Origin of the sequence: Actinoplanes utahensis, assembly GCF_016862455.1 — a bacterium.
In the GTDB taxonomy this organism is placed as follows: domain Bacteria; phylum Actinomycetota; class Actinomycetes; order Mycobacteriales; family Micromonosporaceae; genus Actinoplanes; species Actinoplanes utahensis.
Genome location: NZ_BOMZ01000051.1, coordinates 162,051 through 178,613, shown reverse-complemented (window position 1 = coordinate 178,613; position 16,563 = coordinate 162,051). Strand labels below are relative to the sequence as shown.

Genomic DNA, 16,563 nt, shown 5'->3' with positions numbered 1-16,563 from the left:
CTACTCGTCGCCACGGGCGGGGGACCGCACGCCACTCGTCGCCATGGTGCCGGCCGTCCCGGACCGGGCCGGCGAACCGCTTCAGTCGAGTTTTTGGGAAGCGGCCGAGATTCCCGGCGAATAATTCGGCAGGCAACGACACCGGGCGCCCCGCACTCAGCGTATTGATTGCGCTTTTGTCAACGGTCCACTGTGGCTGTTTCCACCTGTGCGAACACGTCGGTTCTTGAGTGATCGATCAGCTCAGCAACGTGGCATTGATCACTCTAAGTAATCACAAAGCGGAGTCATATCGTCACTACAAAGCGAACTATTTCGATAAGCCTCTCTTTTCGAGTGCGTTACGAAGTTGCCGGAATACGCAACGTCGCCGATCTTGGGTATTGTCACGTCACCCCCCTGGCGCGGCGAACGGAGGAAGAACCGTGACTGAAACTGCCGATCGTGCGGCCGATCAATCCCTGCGCACCGACCTGCAAGATGTCTACGGGCGATACGAGGAGCTTCGTTCCGGTGTGGACGAACTTCAGCGGAGCATCGCGACAATGCAGGTCAGTGCGAAGTCCGAGGATGGCGCCATACAGGCCACTGTGGACGCTGACGGCCGCCTCGTCGACCTCCGGCTGGACCAGCAGGCCTGCCGGGAATGGAACAACGAAACCCTGGCGCGGGTGATCGTGGAAACCGTCCAGAACGCCTCAGCCGGCAAATCCCGACAGATCGAACAGCTGGTGTCGAACCACCGCCCCGACGACAACGCCTGACCCCTCCCGGCGCTTGTCTCCCGGATCAAGCCACGCGACCAGACGCCTTCGTCCGGCACGACTCCTTCACCCGGGCCCCGCCACCCGACGTCCTCATCCGGCAGGACTCCTTCACCCGGTCCACCACCCGACGTCCTCATCCGGCAGGACTCCTTCACCCGGTCCACCACCCGACGCCCTCATCCGGTAGGAGTCCTTCACCCCGCCCGCGGCCAGACGCCCCCACCAGACGCCGCCCAGACCAGAGGCCCTCGGCCAGACGCCCTCCAACCACCGGATCCGCTGACCGTTGCCTCCACCATCACGGATCCACGCCCGCGCCGGGCCGCGGCCCACTCCAGGGAGCCGCGACCCGGCGTGCCCACGCCGTCCACCGGCAAGCCGCAAGCGGCCCGGAGCCTTCCTCGAACTTCGCGGGCGCGGCCTCCCGCGAGCGTCGTGGGGCGCCGCTCTTCCCGAACCTTTCGCAGCCGCAGCCGCAGCCGCCCAGCGGCCACCAACGTGCGAGCGGCCCCTAACCGGCCGCGGCCCAAGGCCCCGGTTCCGGTCCAGGTCCCGGTCCAGGTCCCGGTCCCGGCCCTGGTCCCGGCCCTGGTCCCGGCCCTGGTCCCGGCCCTGGTCCCGGCCCAGGTCCCGGCCCAGGTCCCGGCCCAGGTCCCGATTCCGGTCCAGGGCCCGGCCCACGACTCACGCCCGCGGCTCACCGGCTGCGCCTCGCGACTCTCCTTCACAACCGCAAGGCTGAGACCGACATCCCATGAGATTGGAATCGCCAGCCCCGCAAGACCGAAATCGACACCTCGCGCGTCTTAGATTGCCATGTCGACGAAGCGCGACAGGTGCAGCTGTGCCGCGACCGTGATGGTGTCGGTCGGACCGTTACGGTGCTTTGCCACGATGAAGTCGGCCTCGCCCGCGCGTGGTGACTCCTTGTCGTAGTAGTCGTCACGGTGCAGCAGGATCACCACGTCGGCGTCCTGCTCGATCGAGCCGGATTCACGCAGGTCGGACAGTTGGGGACGCTTGTCGGTGCGCTGCTCGGGACCACGGTTCAGCTGACTCACCCCGATAACCGGGCACTCGATCTCCTTGGCCAGCAGTTTCAGGCCACGGGACAGCTCGGAGACCTCCTGCTGACGGCTCTCGGTCTTTTTCGGCGAGGACATCAGCTGGAGATAGTCGATGACCAGCAGGCGCAGGTTGTGACGCTGCTTGAGCCGCCGCGCCTTGGCGCGGATCTCCATCAGGTTCATATTGGGTGTGTCGTCGACGAAGATCGGCGCTTGACTGATCTCGCCCATCCGGCGGGCCAGTTTCGTCCAGTCGTCGTCGGAGAGCTGGCCTGAGCGCAAGGTGTGCAACGGGACCCTCGCCTCGGCGGAGAGCAACCGCATGACCATCTCGATCTTGCTCATTTCGAGCGAGAAGATGGCACTGGCGTGACCGTGCTGAATCGCCGCGTTGCGGGCGAAGTCCATGCTCGCGGTCGACTTACCGAGACCGGGGCGACCGGCCACGATGATCAGCTGGCCGGCGTGCAGTCCGTTGAGCAGGCGGTCGAGGTCGGCGAAGCCGGTCGGTACACCGGTCATCACGCCACCGGCCGCGCCGACCGCCTCGATCTCGTCGAGGGTCGGCTGCAGCATGTCGCCGAGGGCCGCGAAGTCCTCGCTGACCCGCTTCTCGGTGACGTCGTAGATGGCCTGCTGCGCGAGGTCGACGATGTCGTCCACATCGCGGCCGCCGTTGCCGCCCGTGCCGTACCCCAACTGCACGATCTTGGTGCCGGCCTCCACCAGGCGGCGCAGGATGGCACGCTCGGAGACGATCCGGGCGTAGTAGGCGGCGTTCGCCGCGGTGGGGACGCTTTCGATCAGAGTGTGCAGGTACGGCACACCGCCGATGCGCTGCAGATCGCCGGAGTCGGCGAGCGCCGCGGCCACGGTCAGGGCGTCGGCCGGTTCGCCCCGTCCGTAGAGGTCGAGGATGACGTCGAAGATCGTCGCGTGGATCGGGCGGTAGAAGTCATGGACCTTGAGGATCTCCACGACGTCGGCGATCGCGTCCTTGGAGAGCAGCATGCCGCCGAGGACACCCTGCTCAGCCGCCACATCCTGCGGGGGGGCCTTGTCGAACCCGCCACCGCCACCGCCGTCGTGCGGACCCTTGCCCTTGCCACCGCCCCCGTTGAAGGAGCCACCGCCACCGCCGGAAGCGGACGGTGGCCGCGACTCCGGCCTCGCGTCGTCGGTGATAGACACCTGGACTCCCCCTCAACTCGGCCATGGCCGCTCTCACGGTCGAACCGCCCCGGTACAACCCCTTCGACTGATCCCGGACGGGATTCAGTGGTTCCTTCCGATCAAAGTCCGCACGTGAGGCTGGACCACTGTACGAATCCCGCAGCCAGCGACCCAACTGCCTCGGTGGACGAGTCTCTGGACAACCTGTGGACAACCCGGCTGGTTCCTGTGGGTAGCCCTGTGCACACCGTGTGGACAACTTCTGGGGACAACTAACCCGACCAGGGGTTTCGTAGTTCTGACCTGTGGAGAGCAGAAAGGTTGGCCGATCAGCGGAAATACCGACTCGGGTGAGCAAGCCGTCGCACTGAGGCGTTGCGGTTCTGTCTCGGGCACGTCACCCTTTCCAGGTGGACCAACGGGAGTGGGACTACGGCACCCGCATGTCGCGCAGTAGGCGCGCTGCGGGGTCTTGGCCCACCCGGGAACCGGAGGCCGAGGATCCGGAGCCCCGCTGGTCCTCCCTCACCGACACCGGCAGCATGGCCCCGAGCGACGAGGCACTCGCCTGGCAGCGCCGGGCCGACGACTGGGCCCAGCAGTCCGAGGTCGAGCCGTACAACGGTGGCGGCCAGGCCATCGAGCCGGCCAACCGCTGGTCGACCGAGGTCACCTCGACCGGCCGCCCGACCTTCCCCGCCGACGGTGTCGGCTGGCGCACCGAGACCGCCGAGTGGCGGGCCACCGGGGCGCGCTGGCGGCAGACCACCGAGTGGCGCTCGGCCACCGGCTCCCACGTGTGGCGGTCCACCACCGAAGCCTGGCAGGGCGACGACGAGAACCCGGCCAAGAACGACAAACCCGCGATCAGCGGTACGGCGTGGCCCACGCCCGAGTCCAGCGGCGACGAGTCGTCCGTTCCGTCGTGGCGGCAGTCCGCTTCGACATCGCAGCCGGCGACCGCGTCTTGGGAGCAACCCGCGACCGCCTCCCGGGAGCAGCCAGCGACCGCGTCCTGGGAGCAACCCGCGACCGCCTCCCGGGAGCAGCCAGCCACCGGGTCCTGGGGCCAACCGGCAAGCACGTCGCGGGAGCAGTCGGCAGCCCCGTCCTGGGAGCAGCCCGCCCCATCGTGGCGGCGATCCGAGCCGGAGACACCGTCTTGGCGCCGGGACGACCCGGACACCTCCTCGTCCTGGCGGCTCCGCTCCGACGGCCCGTCCGCCACCACTCCGGTCGAGCAGACCCGGTCGGGCGGCACGTCGTGGCAGCAGCCCTCGTCCTCCCGTACCCCCTCTTGGCAGGAACCGTCCGGCCCCGCCCGCCCGGAACCCTCCGCACCCGCCCGCCCGGAACCGGCCACGCCCTCGTGGCAGCAGCCGTCCGCGCAGACGCCTTCCTGGCAGGAGTCCGCCGGGCAGACCCCGTCGTGGCAGCAACCGTCCGCCTCGACGCCCTCCTGGCAGCAGCCGCAGCCGTCCTGGCAGCAGTCCCCGGCCCAGCCGCCCGGCACACCGTCCCGATCGCGGCGCCGTGGGGAGGACACCGGCTCGTGGTCGTCGGCAGCGGCCGCCGACACGGCGTGGCCCGACAAGCCCGCCGGCAACGACACCTGGTCCGACAAGCCGGCCGGCGGGACGTGGTCCGGCAAATCGGCGGCTGGGAGCGGAGGGACCTGGACGGACCGGGCGGCATCGTCCGACGCCGGCCGGTCCGATCGCGCCGCACCCAGGGAGAGCGCCAGCTGGTCCGATCGTCCCGAACCGGGGCAGAACACCAGCTGGTCCGATCGCCCCGCACCCGGGGAGAGCAGCGGCTGGTCCGATCGCCCCGCACCCGGGGAGAACACCGGCGGCCTGACCCGTTGGGAGCGCACCGACGCCCCTGGCTGGCAGCGTTCGCCCGCCGAGGACGCCCGTCACCTGGTCCGGGAGGACGATCGCGCGGCCTGGCGCCGCGACGCGGGCTACAGCGAGCGCCCCACCCGGGCCGGTCGCCGACGTGCCGCGGAGGGCGGGACCGCCCCGTCCGGTGGCAGCGGCTGGTCCGGCGGCTCGGATTCCGACAACTGGGCCGGTCACACCGACACCGGCAACATCTTCGCCGACCCGGACCCACGGCCGGAGGCACCCACCTGGGCCGCCCGTTCCGAGGCTCCGTCGCGCCGCGATCGGCGGCGGTACGCCGAGGAGTCCCGCCCGGAGCCGGCCGGCCCCTACCGTCCCGAGCCCGCACGAGCGGACCTCTCCCGCCCGGATCTCTCCCGTTCCGACCTTGTCCGCCCGGAGCCGCCTCGAACGGATTCGGCACGTCCGGACCGCGCACAGCCGGGTGCCGTGCGCCCGGACCAGACCGGCTCGTCCCCGACCCGACAGGGCCCTGGCCAGGGCGGCCGCCGCCCGCGGTACAACGCGAATGCCACGAACTGGCGTGAGGACACCGCCTCGTGGGATGCGGAGCAGGACACCAGCAACTGGACCCGGGATCCGGACACCGGCCAGTGGAGCCGCGCCGAGGACGATCCTCGCGTGCTGGCCTGGCGCGCGGAAGCCGCCCGCCGCGAGGCCGGCCGGGGCGGTCAGGCGACCGAGGGCGAGGAGGACACCGGCTGGCGTCTGCGCCCGGACGACCCGATCGGCGGTGTGCCCGGCGGGCCGCTTCCGAGCAGTTCCGTCCCCGCGGACAACGGCAGTCCCGGCTGGCCGACCAGCGCCGTGCCGAACACTCCCGCTTCCGGCGGGAAGCCGCCGGGTGTCCAGCCGCGCAGTTCGCTGCCCGGTCCGGTCAGTCCGGCTGACGAGCGGCAGGGCCGTCGGCGGCGCACCGAGGAGGACCCGTACCAGACCGGTGGCCGGCGGCGGCGTTCCGCTGACCCCGCACCGGACCCGGACGGGTTGTCGAGCACGCAGAGTTGGCAGCTTCCCCCGGAACCTCGGCAGAGCCGGCAGTACCGCCGCCTCGAGGTCGAGCCCGAGGAGTACCCGGCGGGCACCGACCGTCCCGGTCCGCGCCCGCCGCAGTGGCAGGATCCGTCCGCCCCGCAGCCGGTCCGCCCGCAGCCGCCGCAGTGGCAGGAGCCACGTCGGCCGGCATACCGTGACGAGCCGTCCGCCGACGCTCCCGGCTGGCAGGACCCGTCGGGGTACGGGCAGCCGCGCCCGCCTCAGCAGCAGCCACGCAGCGGTTTCGGCAGTGCCGCCCGGGAGCTTCCGGCCGGCCCGTCCGCACAGCAGCCCCGTGCGCCGTACGGCGGCCCGGCCCGGGAACTCCCGGCCGGCCCGGCGGCGCAGCAGCGTCCCGCCTACGGTGGCCCGGCACGGGCCCTGCCCGCGGGCCCGTCGGCGTACGACGACTCGACCACCCCCACGAGCGCACCCTCGTGGCAGCGACCGGGCTCCGGCCCGGAGTCCTCCTGGCCGGAGCCGCAACGCCCGGCCTCCGAGCCGGCCGCCTGGCTCGACCAGGAGCGCCGGACGGGTCCTCAGCGGCCCAGCACGGATCCGTCATGGCTGGACCAGGAACGCGGCCGGCAGGGCGCTCAGCGGCCGGTCAGTGGGCCCGGATGGCTGGATCAGGAGCGGCAGCAGCAGGCGCCGCAGCGGTCCACCTACGGCGATCCCGGTGCCGACCCGTCATGGCTCGACCAGCAGCGTCAGCGGCAGGTGCCCCCGGCCCCCGGCGGCGAGCCGTCCTGGCTCGAACAGGAACGGCAGCAGCGCCCGCCCCAGGGTTCCACCTACGGCGCCGGTAGCGCTCGTGTCCCCACCCAGCCGTCCGGCTCCGGTTACGGTTCCGCCCGCGCGTTGCCGGCGGGTGGCGCCGCACCGACGTCCGGTCCGGCCTGGTCCGAGCAGCAGGTTCCGGCTCGCGGCGGATCCGAGGACCTGTCGGCGCGCTGGCCCGACCCGCTTGCCGACCAGTCCGGCCGCCGTGGCTACGGCGACCGGGACGACCCGCCACCGCCCGCCGGCGGCGGGTTCGGCGATCGTCCGCCCCTGGCGGACTGGCTCGCCACCGAACGCGCCGGCCGGCGCGGGGCCGACTATCGAGGTGGTGCCGGGCAGGACGGTGAGACCGACTGGCGCCGTGAGCTGTCCCGCCAGAGTGATCTCGCCGAGGGCGAGTCCCGCCGTTACGACACGTCGGACTTTCCTCCCTTTCGGCCCAGCGGCTCAGCCGCGGTCAACGGGTCGTCGAATCTGGCCCTGAGCGCGACTTCGGTCATCTCCACGAAGACGGCCGCCGCGCCCCGCCCGGAGTCCGAGGCGGGGGAGGACACTTCCTGGCCGCCGCGCCGGTCCACCGGCGCCTTCCAGGGCACCGGTTCCTACGAGCGACGGCCGGTGTCCGGTGATCTCTTCGCCGCCAACCGCCCCAGCGACCTGCTCGACCCGGGCGACGACGAGGAGGAGGAGCAGACCAGCAGCCCGCTAGCGGCGGTCGGTTACACCGTCGTCTGGTACGGCGTACCGGTCGTGCTCTTCGTCGCCGGCATGTTCGTGCTCAACAGCGGCCAGCGCACGCACGCCCTGGACACGCTTGCCGACGCGGCGCCCGAGTTCGCGATCTCGCTCGCGTTGAGCATGCTCGTCGCCTTCGTGCTGCGTTCGGCCACGACGGCCTGGAAATCGGCGAGCGTGGGCTTGGCCGCGGCTGTGGTCGGCGGCGGCCTGGCCACGGTCCTGAGCTCGGCCATCACCGGCAACAGCCTGAGCTGAGGCTCCCTGCCCGGGACGAGAAGGGCCGGCACACGAGCACAGCGGGCGTCCGGGAAAACGGGAACGGCGCGCCGGGCTGTGCCCAACGCGCCGTTGCCGTGCAGTGCTGGTGTTACTTGGCGGCAACCACGTTCACCGGGAAGGTGGCGGTCACCTCAGGGTGCAGCTTGACCTGAACGTTGTACGAGCCCGTGGTCTTGATGTGACCGGGGAGCTCGAGACGACGACGGTCCAGAGCCGGACCACCGGCGGCCTTGACCGCGTCGACGATCTCGGCCGGGGTGATCGAGCCGAACAGGCGGCCACCGTTGCCGGAGCGCGCCTTCAGCGTGACCTTGAGGCCGGCCAGCTGGCCCTTGACCTCGTTGGCCTGGCCCAGGTCACGGATCTCACGAGCCTCGCGGGCCCGCTTGATGACCACGACCTGCTTCTCCGCGCCCTTGGTCCACTGGATCGCGAACCCCTGCGGGAGCAGGTAGTTACGGCCGTAACCGTTCTTCACCTCGACGATGTCGCCGGGGGTGCCGAGGCCGGAAACCTCCTGCGTAAGGATGATCTTCATCTCGGGTCCCCCTCTCAGCGCGCCGTGGCCGTGTACGGCAGGAGCGCCATCTCACGGGCGTTCTTGACCGCGCGGGCGATCTGCCGCTGCTGCTGGGAGGTCACACCGGTGACGCGGCGGGCACGGATCTTGCCGCGGTCGGAGATGAACTTCCGCAGGAGAGCGGTGTCCTTGTAGTCGATGTAGGTGATCCCGTCCTTGTCGAGCGGGTTCACCTTCTTCTTCGGCTTGCGAAGTGCCGCAGCCTTAGCCATTGCTCAAACTCCTGTTTGTGATCGCTGCGAGCCCGGAGGCTCAGAAGGGAGGCTCGTCGTCGGAGAAGTTCCGGTTGCTGGAGGCCGGAGCAGCAGTGGACCAGGGGTCGTCGAAGTCGTTGTTGCTCCGACCACCGCCGCCGCCACTGTTGTTGTTGCCGCCACCGGAGGACTGCTGCCGGTTGCCGCCGCCACCGGAGCCGAAGCCGCCCCCGGAGTTGCCGAAGCCGCCACCACCACCGCCAGAACGGGTCGCCCGCTGCACCTTCGCCGTGGCGTAGCGCAGCGACGGGCCGATCTCGTCGACCTCGAGCTCGTAGACGGTGCGCTTCTCTCCCTCTTTGGTCTCGTAAGACCTCTGCCGAAGCCGGCCCTGCACGATCACCCGAGTGCCACGCTGCAGCGACTCGTTGACGTTCTCGGCGGCCTCACGCCAGATGTTGCAGGTGAGGAAGAGTGGCTCGCCGTCCTTCCACTCGTTCGTCTGCCGGTCGAAGCTCCGCGGCGTCGAAGCGACGCGGAACGTGGCGACAGCGGCACCCGATTGGGTGAACCTGATCTCAGGATCGTTGACGAGGTTGCCAACGATCGTGATTACGGTTTCTCCAGCCATGAAACTTCTCCTCGCCGCTCAAGCTCGTTTGACGCAAAGGGTCTCAGGACCCTCTGACAAAAAACGGCTCAGCGGGTCTCGGGACGGATGACCTTGGTGCGGAGGATGGACTCGTTCAGCCGGAGCTGACGGTCCAGCTCGGCCACGGCCTCGGGCGTCGCCTGCAGGTCAACGACCGCGTAGATGCCTTCGGCCTTCTTGTTGATCTCGAACGAGAGCCGGCGACGGCCCCAGACGTCGAGCTTCTCCACCGAGCCACCCGCGGTCCTGATCACATTCAGGTACTGGTCGAGCGACGGAGCAACGGTGCGCTCCTCGAGCGAAGGGTCGAGGATCACCATGAGTTCGTAATGACGCAAGACGTTCTCACCTCCTGTGGGCTATGCGGCCACGGTCTCTCCGTGGCAGGAGGTCTTGTGTCGCACGCAGAAGAAAGCCGTGGGACAGCGATGCTCAGGAGAGCGATCACCCACGGCGAACACACTGCGAACCGGGCCAGCATACCCAGGTCGGGCGCTGTGCCCAAAAACGACGACCCCGTCCGTGGACGGGGTCGTCGTTTTTTGAAGCCGCGGGGCGTCCGGCCCGATTCGTTGGGTGGGACCTGGGGAGGAACGACCACACCGATGAGGTTGGACGCGTCCGCCCCGCGGAGCCTTCACGAACCACCTTACGTCATATTTGCGCGGGATGCACGTTGTGACACGATTGCCCGAATCGCGGCGGTTGCCACGCCCAGCACACACACCACCGCGGTGAGCCCCAGCAGGCCCAGCGGGTGCCCCTCCTCGATCCGGCCGACCGCCGCGACCGGCTCCGCGGCCCCCAGCGCGGTCGGCTCCGACGTGGCCACGTCCGGCAACGGAAGGTCGGCCGGCGGCACCGCGGGGTACGGAGAAGCCGTGCGGCTGCCGGCCGGGGACGTACCTCCGGCCCGCGGTGCGACGGGTGACGCCGCTGACGTGCCGGGCAGGATCGTCTTCTGGTCGCCCGGAGGCATGCCGGCGAACGCGGGGGCGCCGATTCCCGCCGTACCCCGCACGATCTTGTTCTTCAGGCGTCCCCCCGGCACGGCGCCGTTCGGCAACGCCTGCGCCGCGGTGGTCACGGTCCGCGAGGCGACGGCAGGCCGCGATTCGGCCGGGCGCCGCGCTCCGCGCCGAGAGTCCTTCGAGGGGGTACGGGCGGGGCGTTCCGCCGGCGCGATCGAGTCCGGCAGGGCCGAACCGGCGGAGACGCGCGACGGCGAGCCCGGGCCCGCCGGTTTCGACATCAACGTGGAAGCCGCACCCCCCAGCGGTACGGGCGTCGTGTCCGGCTGTTCGGAAGAGGCCGACGGCGCCGCCGTGACCAGCACCGGAAGGGCACCCTCCGCACCCTGCGCACAGTCCGGCGCCAACATCACCGCCGTGGTCCCACGCCGGAACACCACCTCGGCCGCGCCGTCGGCCGGAATGGTGCCCCGCGGCGCGCCGGCGAGCCGCAGCTGCGCGTCGTGCCCGGTCTGGTTGACCACCCGGACGACACTGCTGGCCGGCACCGTCATCGACTCGATGCTCGGCTTGGAACCGCAGGACAGGCCGAGTACGCCCGTACCGCCGAAACTGACCTGCCGATCGTTCGCCTCGACCTGCTCGGCGCTCGCCGTCCCGTTCGCGAGCAGCGGAAGGCCGAAGATCAGCCCACTCAGACCCAGCGCCGCCATCCGGTATCGGAACTGCCGCGACATGCACCATCCCCCAAGTCACCGCCGGTTCACAGACCGGCGCCCGTCAAGCCCTCGTCCGCCCGCTCTCTGCGCGGACGGGTCCACCGTCGTGAATGAGCCTCGCCGGAGGTAACGACGGGCGGCTGAGGCCGGTGACGCGGGGGAAAGCGTCACACCGGCGTCGTAGGCTCGTCCCATGCGCATCGGAGCCCACGTCGATCCTGCCGACCCGCTGGCCGAGGCCGCCGCCCGCGGCGCCGAGGCGGTGCAGTTCTTCCTGACCGACCCACAGAAATACAATTCGCCCAAACCGCGCGAGGACGCCGACCGGATCCGGGCCTCCGAGGTGGACGTCTACGTGCACGCTCCCTACATCGTCAATGTGGCGTCCCCCAACAACCGCATCCGCATCCCGAGCCGCAAGCTGCTCATGGCACATGCCCGGGCCGCCGCCGAGCTGGGCGCCAAGGGCCTGATCGTGCACGGTGGCCATGTCGGCAAGGGCGCTGACCTCGCCGACGGTTTCGCCAACTGGAAAAAGGCCTTCGAGTACGCGGAGAGCGACGGCGGCCTGCCACTTCCGGTGCTGATCGAGAACACCGCCGGTGGCGACAACGCGTGCGCCCGTCGTTTCGACGACCTGGCTCGTCTGTGGGAGGCGGTCGGCCCGCTCGGGGCCGGATTCTGCCTGGACACCTGCCATGCGTTCGCCGGCGGTGAGGACCTGGTCGGCATCGTCGACCGGGTCAAGGCGATCACCGGACGGATCGACCTGATCCACGCCAACGATTCGAAGGGTGGATTCGACTCGGGCCAGGACCGGCACGACAACTTGGGGAATGGAAAGATCGACCCCGAGTTGGTGGTGGCCGCGATCCGGGCCTCCGGCGCTCCGGCCATTGTGGAGACGCCCGGTGGGGTCGAGGGGCAGACCGCCGACATCGCCCTACTGCGGGAGCGGGCGGGCAACTGACGCACCGCCTCCGGGGAGGGTCATGACCGAGCAGCCGCACCAGACCGCGCCCGCGGACGGCTCGAAAGAGCCGGCTTCGCCCACGCAACCGCCGGCGGACGCCCGGAAGGGGCGGCGTCGTTTCGGTCTTTTCGGCAGGAAGTCCGCAAAAGCCACAGAGGACACTGCGGCGTCGGCCACGCCGCCGGTGAACAATCCCGCAACTTCGGCCGAAGCCGAGGCGAAGCCGGACGGTCCGACCAAGCCAACCAAGGCGAAGCTCGACGCTCCCGCCAAGCCGACCGAAGCCGAGGCGAAGCCCGACGATCCCGCCAAGCCTGCCGCAGCGGAGGCGAAGCCGGCCGGTCCCGCGAAGGCGGCCGCTCCGGCCGCAACGGAGGCAAAGCCGGGCGACATCGCCGAACCGGCCAAGGCTGAGGGTGTTACCGACGGCGGCATCAAGCCGGTCCAGCCTGGGAGCAAGCCCGCCGGCACCGCGGAGCCGGCCAAGGCGGAGGTGAAGAAGGACGGCACTACGGCGGACCCGGCCGGCACGGACAGGCCCGCGGCGAGCGGTGTGGGCACGGCAGAGAAGACGCCGGTGAAGGACGAGCCGACCGGGTCGGACGCCGGCAAGTCCGAAGTGGTGCCGCGACCCCGGAAGGCACTGCCCACGGAGCGGCCGCCAGGTGCACCGCCAGACCCCTGGACCGCCTTCACCGCGATCCCGGAGCAGCGCCCCGGGCTCATCCGGCGCGGCGTCCGGGCGGTGGGCTGGTCGCTCATCCATGAGTACGCGCTGGCCATCTACGCCGCCTGTCTGCTCGCCGTCGCGATGACCTGGCCGACCCTGCGCTATCCGATGCACAGCCTGCCGCAGGACCTCGGCGATCCGGCCCGGCAGGCATGGCAGATGGCCTGGTCCGGCCACATCCTGATCACCGATCCGGCCCGGCTGTGGCAGTCGAACGCCTACTTCCCGGAGAAGTTCAATTTCGCGTTCGGCGACAACCTGCTCGGTTACGCCATCGCCGGGATGATCGGGAACGGTCCCCACGCCGCGATCCTGCGGTACAACGTGCTGTTCGTCCTGGCCCATGTCCTGCTGGTGCTCGGCGCATACGCGCTGGTCCGCCAGCTCGGTGCCCGCCGTACCGGAGCGGCGGTGGCGGCCGTCGCGTTCGCCTACGCACCGTGGCGGCTCGCGCAGGAGGGTCACCTCGACATCGTCTCGGCGGGCGGCATCCCACTGGCGCTGGCGATGCTCGCGCGCGGGCACGGCTATTCGCTGCGGCACGGTTACCGTCCCGAGCGGCGGAACACCGGCTGGGTCGCGGCAGGCTGGCTGGTCGCGGTCTGGCAGCTCTCGCTGGGTTACTCCCTGGGCATTCCCTTCGCGTACGTCCTGGGCCTGCTCCTGATCGTCCTGCTCGTCACCGCGCTGTACCGGATCGTCCGGCACACCGTGAAGTCCCGGGCGAAGTCCGCGATCAAGCCGGCCACCGGCCCTGCCGTCGATCCGACCACCAAAACGGTGACCAAGGCAGCAGTCGAGACGTCGGGGAAACCGGGTGTCGAGCCGGCCCCGAAACCGGCTACCGATCCACCCGGCGGACCGGCCGTGAAACCACCAGCCACACCGGCCGCCGCCCTGTCCATGTATCAGCGGCCCACACCCGGCGAACCGAGCAAAGCCGGTCAGCCCGCCGAACCAATGGCACCCGGCCCGGCACATCGGACCTCCGAGGTGGAGCGATCGGTCAAGGCTGCAGAGCCCGGCAAAACCGAGCAACCGGCCAAGGCCGAACAGCCGGCCAAGGCCGAACAGCCGGCCAAGGCCGACGAGAAGGCCAAGGCCGATGAGCCGGCCGAAAAGGGTCAGGCAGACGAGAAGAGCCTGGCGGACAAGGGCCGGATGGTCGCGGCGGGTAAGACGCTGCCGGACACCGCGGTTCAGCCGGCGGTCGCGAGCACGGACGTGCTGGAGAGCCGGAAACCGCCCATCCGCCGCAGGTGGTCGCTGCCGACCCGGCCCGCCAAGCCGATCCCGAAGAAGAAACCCGGCATCGCCTGGTGGGTGGCCGTCACCAACATCATCGGCGCGCAGATCTTCGCGGCGGTCGGCCTGCTGATCTCGGTGCCCTACATCCGGGCCGGGGGCCCCGGGTCCCGGACCGAGGAGATCCGTTTCTTCTCCCCACCGCTGCGCAGCCTGCTGATCGGACCGGCCGAGTCCCGCATCTGGGGCGCCGCACACGCCACCCCGCGCGCTTCTCTGGGCTGGGCCGCCGAGATGTCGCTGCTCCCCGGTTTCGTCCTGTACGCGCTGGCTCTGGCCGGTCTGTTCCTGTCGATCTGGAGACTCCGGCACCGCTTGATGCTGCTGGCCGCCCTGGCCGCCGCGGTGATCCTCACGCTGGGTACGAATTTCTTCGGCGGCCGCTGGACGTACCTGCCACTCTTCGGGCATTTCCCGGCCTCGTTCGACCAGCGGATCCCCGGCCGCCTGATGCTGTGGGTGACGCTGTTCCTGGTGATCCTGGCCGCGGGTGCGGTCGACGACTTCGTCCGCCGTGCCGAGGATCTGGCGGCCCTGCGGATCCCACCGTGGCCCGGCCCCTGGCTGCGGCTGGCGACTCTGACCCCGCTGATCCTGGTCACCCTGGAAGGCTGGAACTCGACCGCGCACCCGATCGTCACGACCCAGCCGGCGGCCCTGCGCACCGTGCCGGGCCCGATGCTGGTTCTGCCTACCGCCGAGTTCACCGATCAGACCGTGCAGCTCTGGTCCACTTCGAGGTTCCAGTACATCGCGAACGGCGGCGGCAACGTCGCCGCGCAGCGTCAGGCCGAGCTCCGTGCACGGGTGGCGAACTTCCCGGACGCGGCGAGCGCGGACTACCTGATCTCGATCGGTGTCACCAAGGTGCTGCTGCTGCGCGACCATGTGGCCGGCACGCCCTGGGAGACGGCCGGTGACCTGCCGGTGGACAGCATCAACATCCGGCGCGAGGACCTCCCCGACGCCGTCGTCTTCTACCTGAGCTGAGTCGGCTGACCGGAGACCGAGACGGCCCGGAAACGACGATCCGGGTGGCCGCGGCGGCCACCCGGATCGAGAGAGGTCGAAGAGCTCGGAAGAGGTCAGCTGGGGACGGGGCTGGGTTCGTCCTTGGGGATCACCGGCGGTGGCGGCGCCTCCTGGGACGGTCCCATGCCGAAGAACCGGCGGAGCCCGGTGATCCAGGGATGCTCCGGACCGTCGAGCGGCCCGGCATCCGGGTCGATCCCGCCGTAGGTCACGCGTACGTCGTCCAGTTCCGGACGCCAGATCTCCCGCACCACCAGCCCGCAGAGCACGGCCACGGTGATCAGGCGCAGGCTGGAGGCGAGCACGAAGGTGCCCTCGGGGATGACCGACTTGCCGCCCGCGCCCATCAGCTCGGCGTAGAAGGCCGCCAGGTACCCGATCTCAGCGACCGTCCATGCCAGGACCGCGCCCCACTTCGGGCGGGCCAGGGCGATCAGGGGGATCAGCCAGAGGACGTACTGCTGGGACCAGACCTTGCTGAAGATCAGGAAGGCGGCGACGACCAGGAAGGCGAGCTGGCTGAGCCGGGGACGGCGCGGGGCCAGCAGACCGAGCAGCATGATCGCCAGGCAGGAGAGGCCGAAGAGTGCGTACGACAGGTAGTTGAGCGTGGGCACGTGGTCGCTGAGCCACTGGAACGGCCCCTGGTCGCCCGCCGCTCCGCTGTTCCACTTGCCGTCGAAGTAACGTCCGATGTACCAGAACGTGCCCCAGTCGATCGGCCGTTCCGAGTTGAGCCGGAAGAACCGCAGCCAGCTCTCGTGCCACAGCACCATGACCGGCAGGTTGGCCAGGAGCCAGGTGACCGCGGTGGTGGCGAAGGCCCCGAAGAAGGGGCGTAGCCGGCCGGTCCGCAACGCGAGGATGAGGATCGGGCCGAGGATGAAGAGCGGCCACAGTTTGGCCGCCGCACCGAGTCCGAAGAGGACGCCCGCCCACAGGGGATGCCGCCGCACCCAGAGCAGCAGCCCGATGGCGAAGAGCCCGATCGCCAGGAAGTCCCAGTTGATCGTGGCGGTGAGAAGCACGATCGGGGAGAGCGCGAGGATCGCCGCGTCCCATGGCCGCCGGCGGCGCAGGGCGAGGACGATCGCGACGCTGATGACCGCCAGGAGGGACAGCACCAGGGCGTTGGCGTTGTAGAACCAGCTGCCCTGGTTGATGTCCGGGTTCTTCTCCCCGTACGCGTGCACCGGCAGCCCCAGCACCCCCATGAAGTACCCGGTGACCACCGGGTACTCGACCTGGTGGTCCTTGTAGGGCACCTTGCCTTCGTTGAGGCCTTCGGCGTAGTAGAGCGCCAGCACGTCGGTGTAGCAGTACCGGGTGTACTGGACGTTGTTCTGCCAGTTGCCGTCCATGCAGGGTGACTTCTGCACCCAGGAGAACGCGAGGATCAGGCAGGCGAGAGCCATCACGATCCGCGGCGCGGTCCAGAACCGGCCGGGCCGCGACTCCGGCGGGACGGCGTGTGCGCCGAGCGGCCCGCCGATGGCTTGGGAGAGTCCCCGCACGAAACCGTCCGAGGTGGCTCTCGAGACGTCGGGCCGGTCGGCGGGCGGTTGGGCGCTCATGTCTTGGCATCATGCCGCATCGGTGGCCGCCCGAGGTGCCGGGCCACGTCCGGCACACCGATCTTCATCAGACCCACAGGTCCC

11 protein-coding genes are annotated in these 16,563 nt (G+C 70.2%); 4 read left to right on the top strand and 7 right to left on the bottom strand.

All coding sequences use genetic code 11. From position 1 onward, the window contains the following. The first annotated feature begins 425 nt into the window (after positions 1 to 425). Positions 426 to 764, top strand: a complete 339-nt coding sequence (locus Aut01nite_RS20060) for a YbaB/EbfC family nucleoid-associated protein (RefSeq protein ID WP_043529628.1) — start codon at positions 426 to 428, stop codon at positions 762 to 764. 809 nt (positions 765 to 1,573) lie between these two features. On the opposite strand, the gene dnaB is transcribed toward Aut01nite_RS20060, so the two are convergent. Then, complete coding sequence (gene dnaB / locus Aut01nite_RS20055) at positions 1,574 to 3,025, bottom strand: replicative DNA helicase (RefSeq protein WP_043529630.1); 1,452 nt, start codon at positions 3,023 to 3,025, stop codon at positions 1,574 to 1,576. A 392-nt stretch (positions 3,026 to 3,417) separates the two neighbouring features. Between dnaB and Aut01nite_RS20050 the strand changes: the two genes are divergently transcribed. Beyond that, complete coding sequence (locus Aut01nite_RS20050; protein ID WP_152628955.1) at positions 3,418 to 7,725, top strand: hypothetical protein; 4,308 nt, start codon at positions 3,418 to 3,420, stop codon at positions 7,723 to 7,725. Between the two features lie 112 nt (positions 7,726 to 7,837). Here the strand turns inward: Aut01nite_RS20050 and rplI are convergent, their stop codons facing one another. The 5 genes from rplI to Aut01nite_RS20025 form a co-directional block, all read right to left on the bottom strand. Then, positions 7,838 to 8,287 carry a 50S ribosomal protein L9 gene (gene rplI / locus Aut01nite_RS20045; protein WP_043529634.1) on the bottom strand — a complete coding sequence of 150 codons (450 nt, stop codon included), beginning with the start codon at positions 8,285 to 8,287 and terminating at the stop codon, positions 7,838 to 7,840. A 14-nt stretch (positions 8,288 to 8,301) separates the two neighbouring features. Beyond that, the gene (rpsR, locus tag Aut01nite_RS20040) at positions 8,302 to 8,541 is read right to left on the bottom strand and encodes a 30S ribosomal protein S18 (protein WP_007073789.1); all 240 of its coding nucleotides are present in this window, start codon (positions 8,539 to 8,541) and stop codon (positions 8,302 to 8,304) included. Positions 8,542 to 8,581: 40 nt separating this feature from the next. After that, positions 8,582 to 9,154 (bottom strand): single-stranded DNA-binding protein, encoded by a 573-nt coding sequence (locus tag Aut01nite_RS20035; protein ID WP_043529636.1) that lies wholly within the window; start codon positions 9,152 to 9,154, stop codon positions 8,582 to 8,584. Positions 9,155 to 9,222: 68 nt separating this feature from the next. Further along, complete coding sequence (gene rpsF, locus Aut01nite_RS20030; protein WP_014448192.1) at positions 9,223 to 9,513, bottom strand: 30S ribosomal protein S6; 291 nt, start codon at positions 9,511 to 9,513, stop codon at positions 9,223 to 9,225. A 311-nt stretch (positions 9,514 to 9,824) separates the two neighbouring features. After that, positions 9,825 to 10,883 (bottom strand): hypothetical protein, encoded by a 1,059-nt coding sequence (locus Aut01nite_RS20025; RefSeq protein ID WP_043529638.1) that lies wholly within the window; start codon positions 10,881 to 10,883, stop codon positions 9,825 to 9,827. A gap of 175 nt (positions 10,884 to 11,058) precedes the next feature. On the opposite strand from Aut01nite_RS20025, the gene Aut01nite_RS20020 reads away from it, so the two are divergent. After that, a complete protein-coding gene (locus Aut01nite_RS20020) occupies positions 11,059 to 11,835 on the top strand; it encodes a deoxyribonuclease IV (protein ID WP_043529640.1) in 777 nt (258 codons plus the stop codon). Positions 11,836 to 12,022: 187 nt separating this feature from the next. Next, positions 12,023 to 14,863, top strand: a complete 2,841-nt coding sequence (locus Aut01nite_RS43630) for a hypothetical protein (RefSeq protein WP_236643004.1) — start codon at positions 12,023 to 12,025, stop codon at positions 14,861 to 14,863. Positions 14,864 to 14,958: 95 nt separating this feature from the next. On the opposite strand, the gene Aut01nite_RS20010 is transcribed toward Aut01nite_RS43630, so the two are convergent. After that, positions 14,959 to 16,479: a glycosyltransferase family 87 protein gene (locus Aut01nite_RS20010; RefSeq protein ID WP_043529642.1), complete on the bottom strand. Its 1,521-nt coding sequence runs from the start codon at positions 16,477 to 16,479 to the stop codon at positions 14,959 to 14,961. Positions 16,480 to 16,563 lie beyond the last annotated feature (84 nt).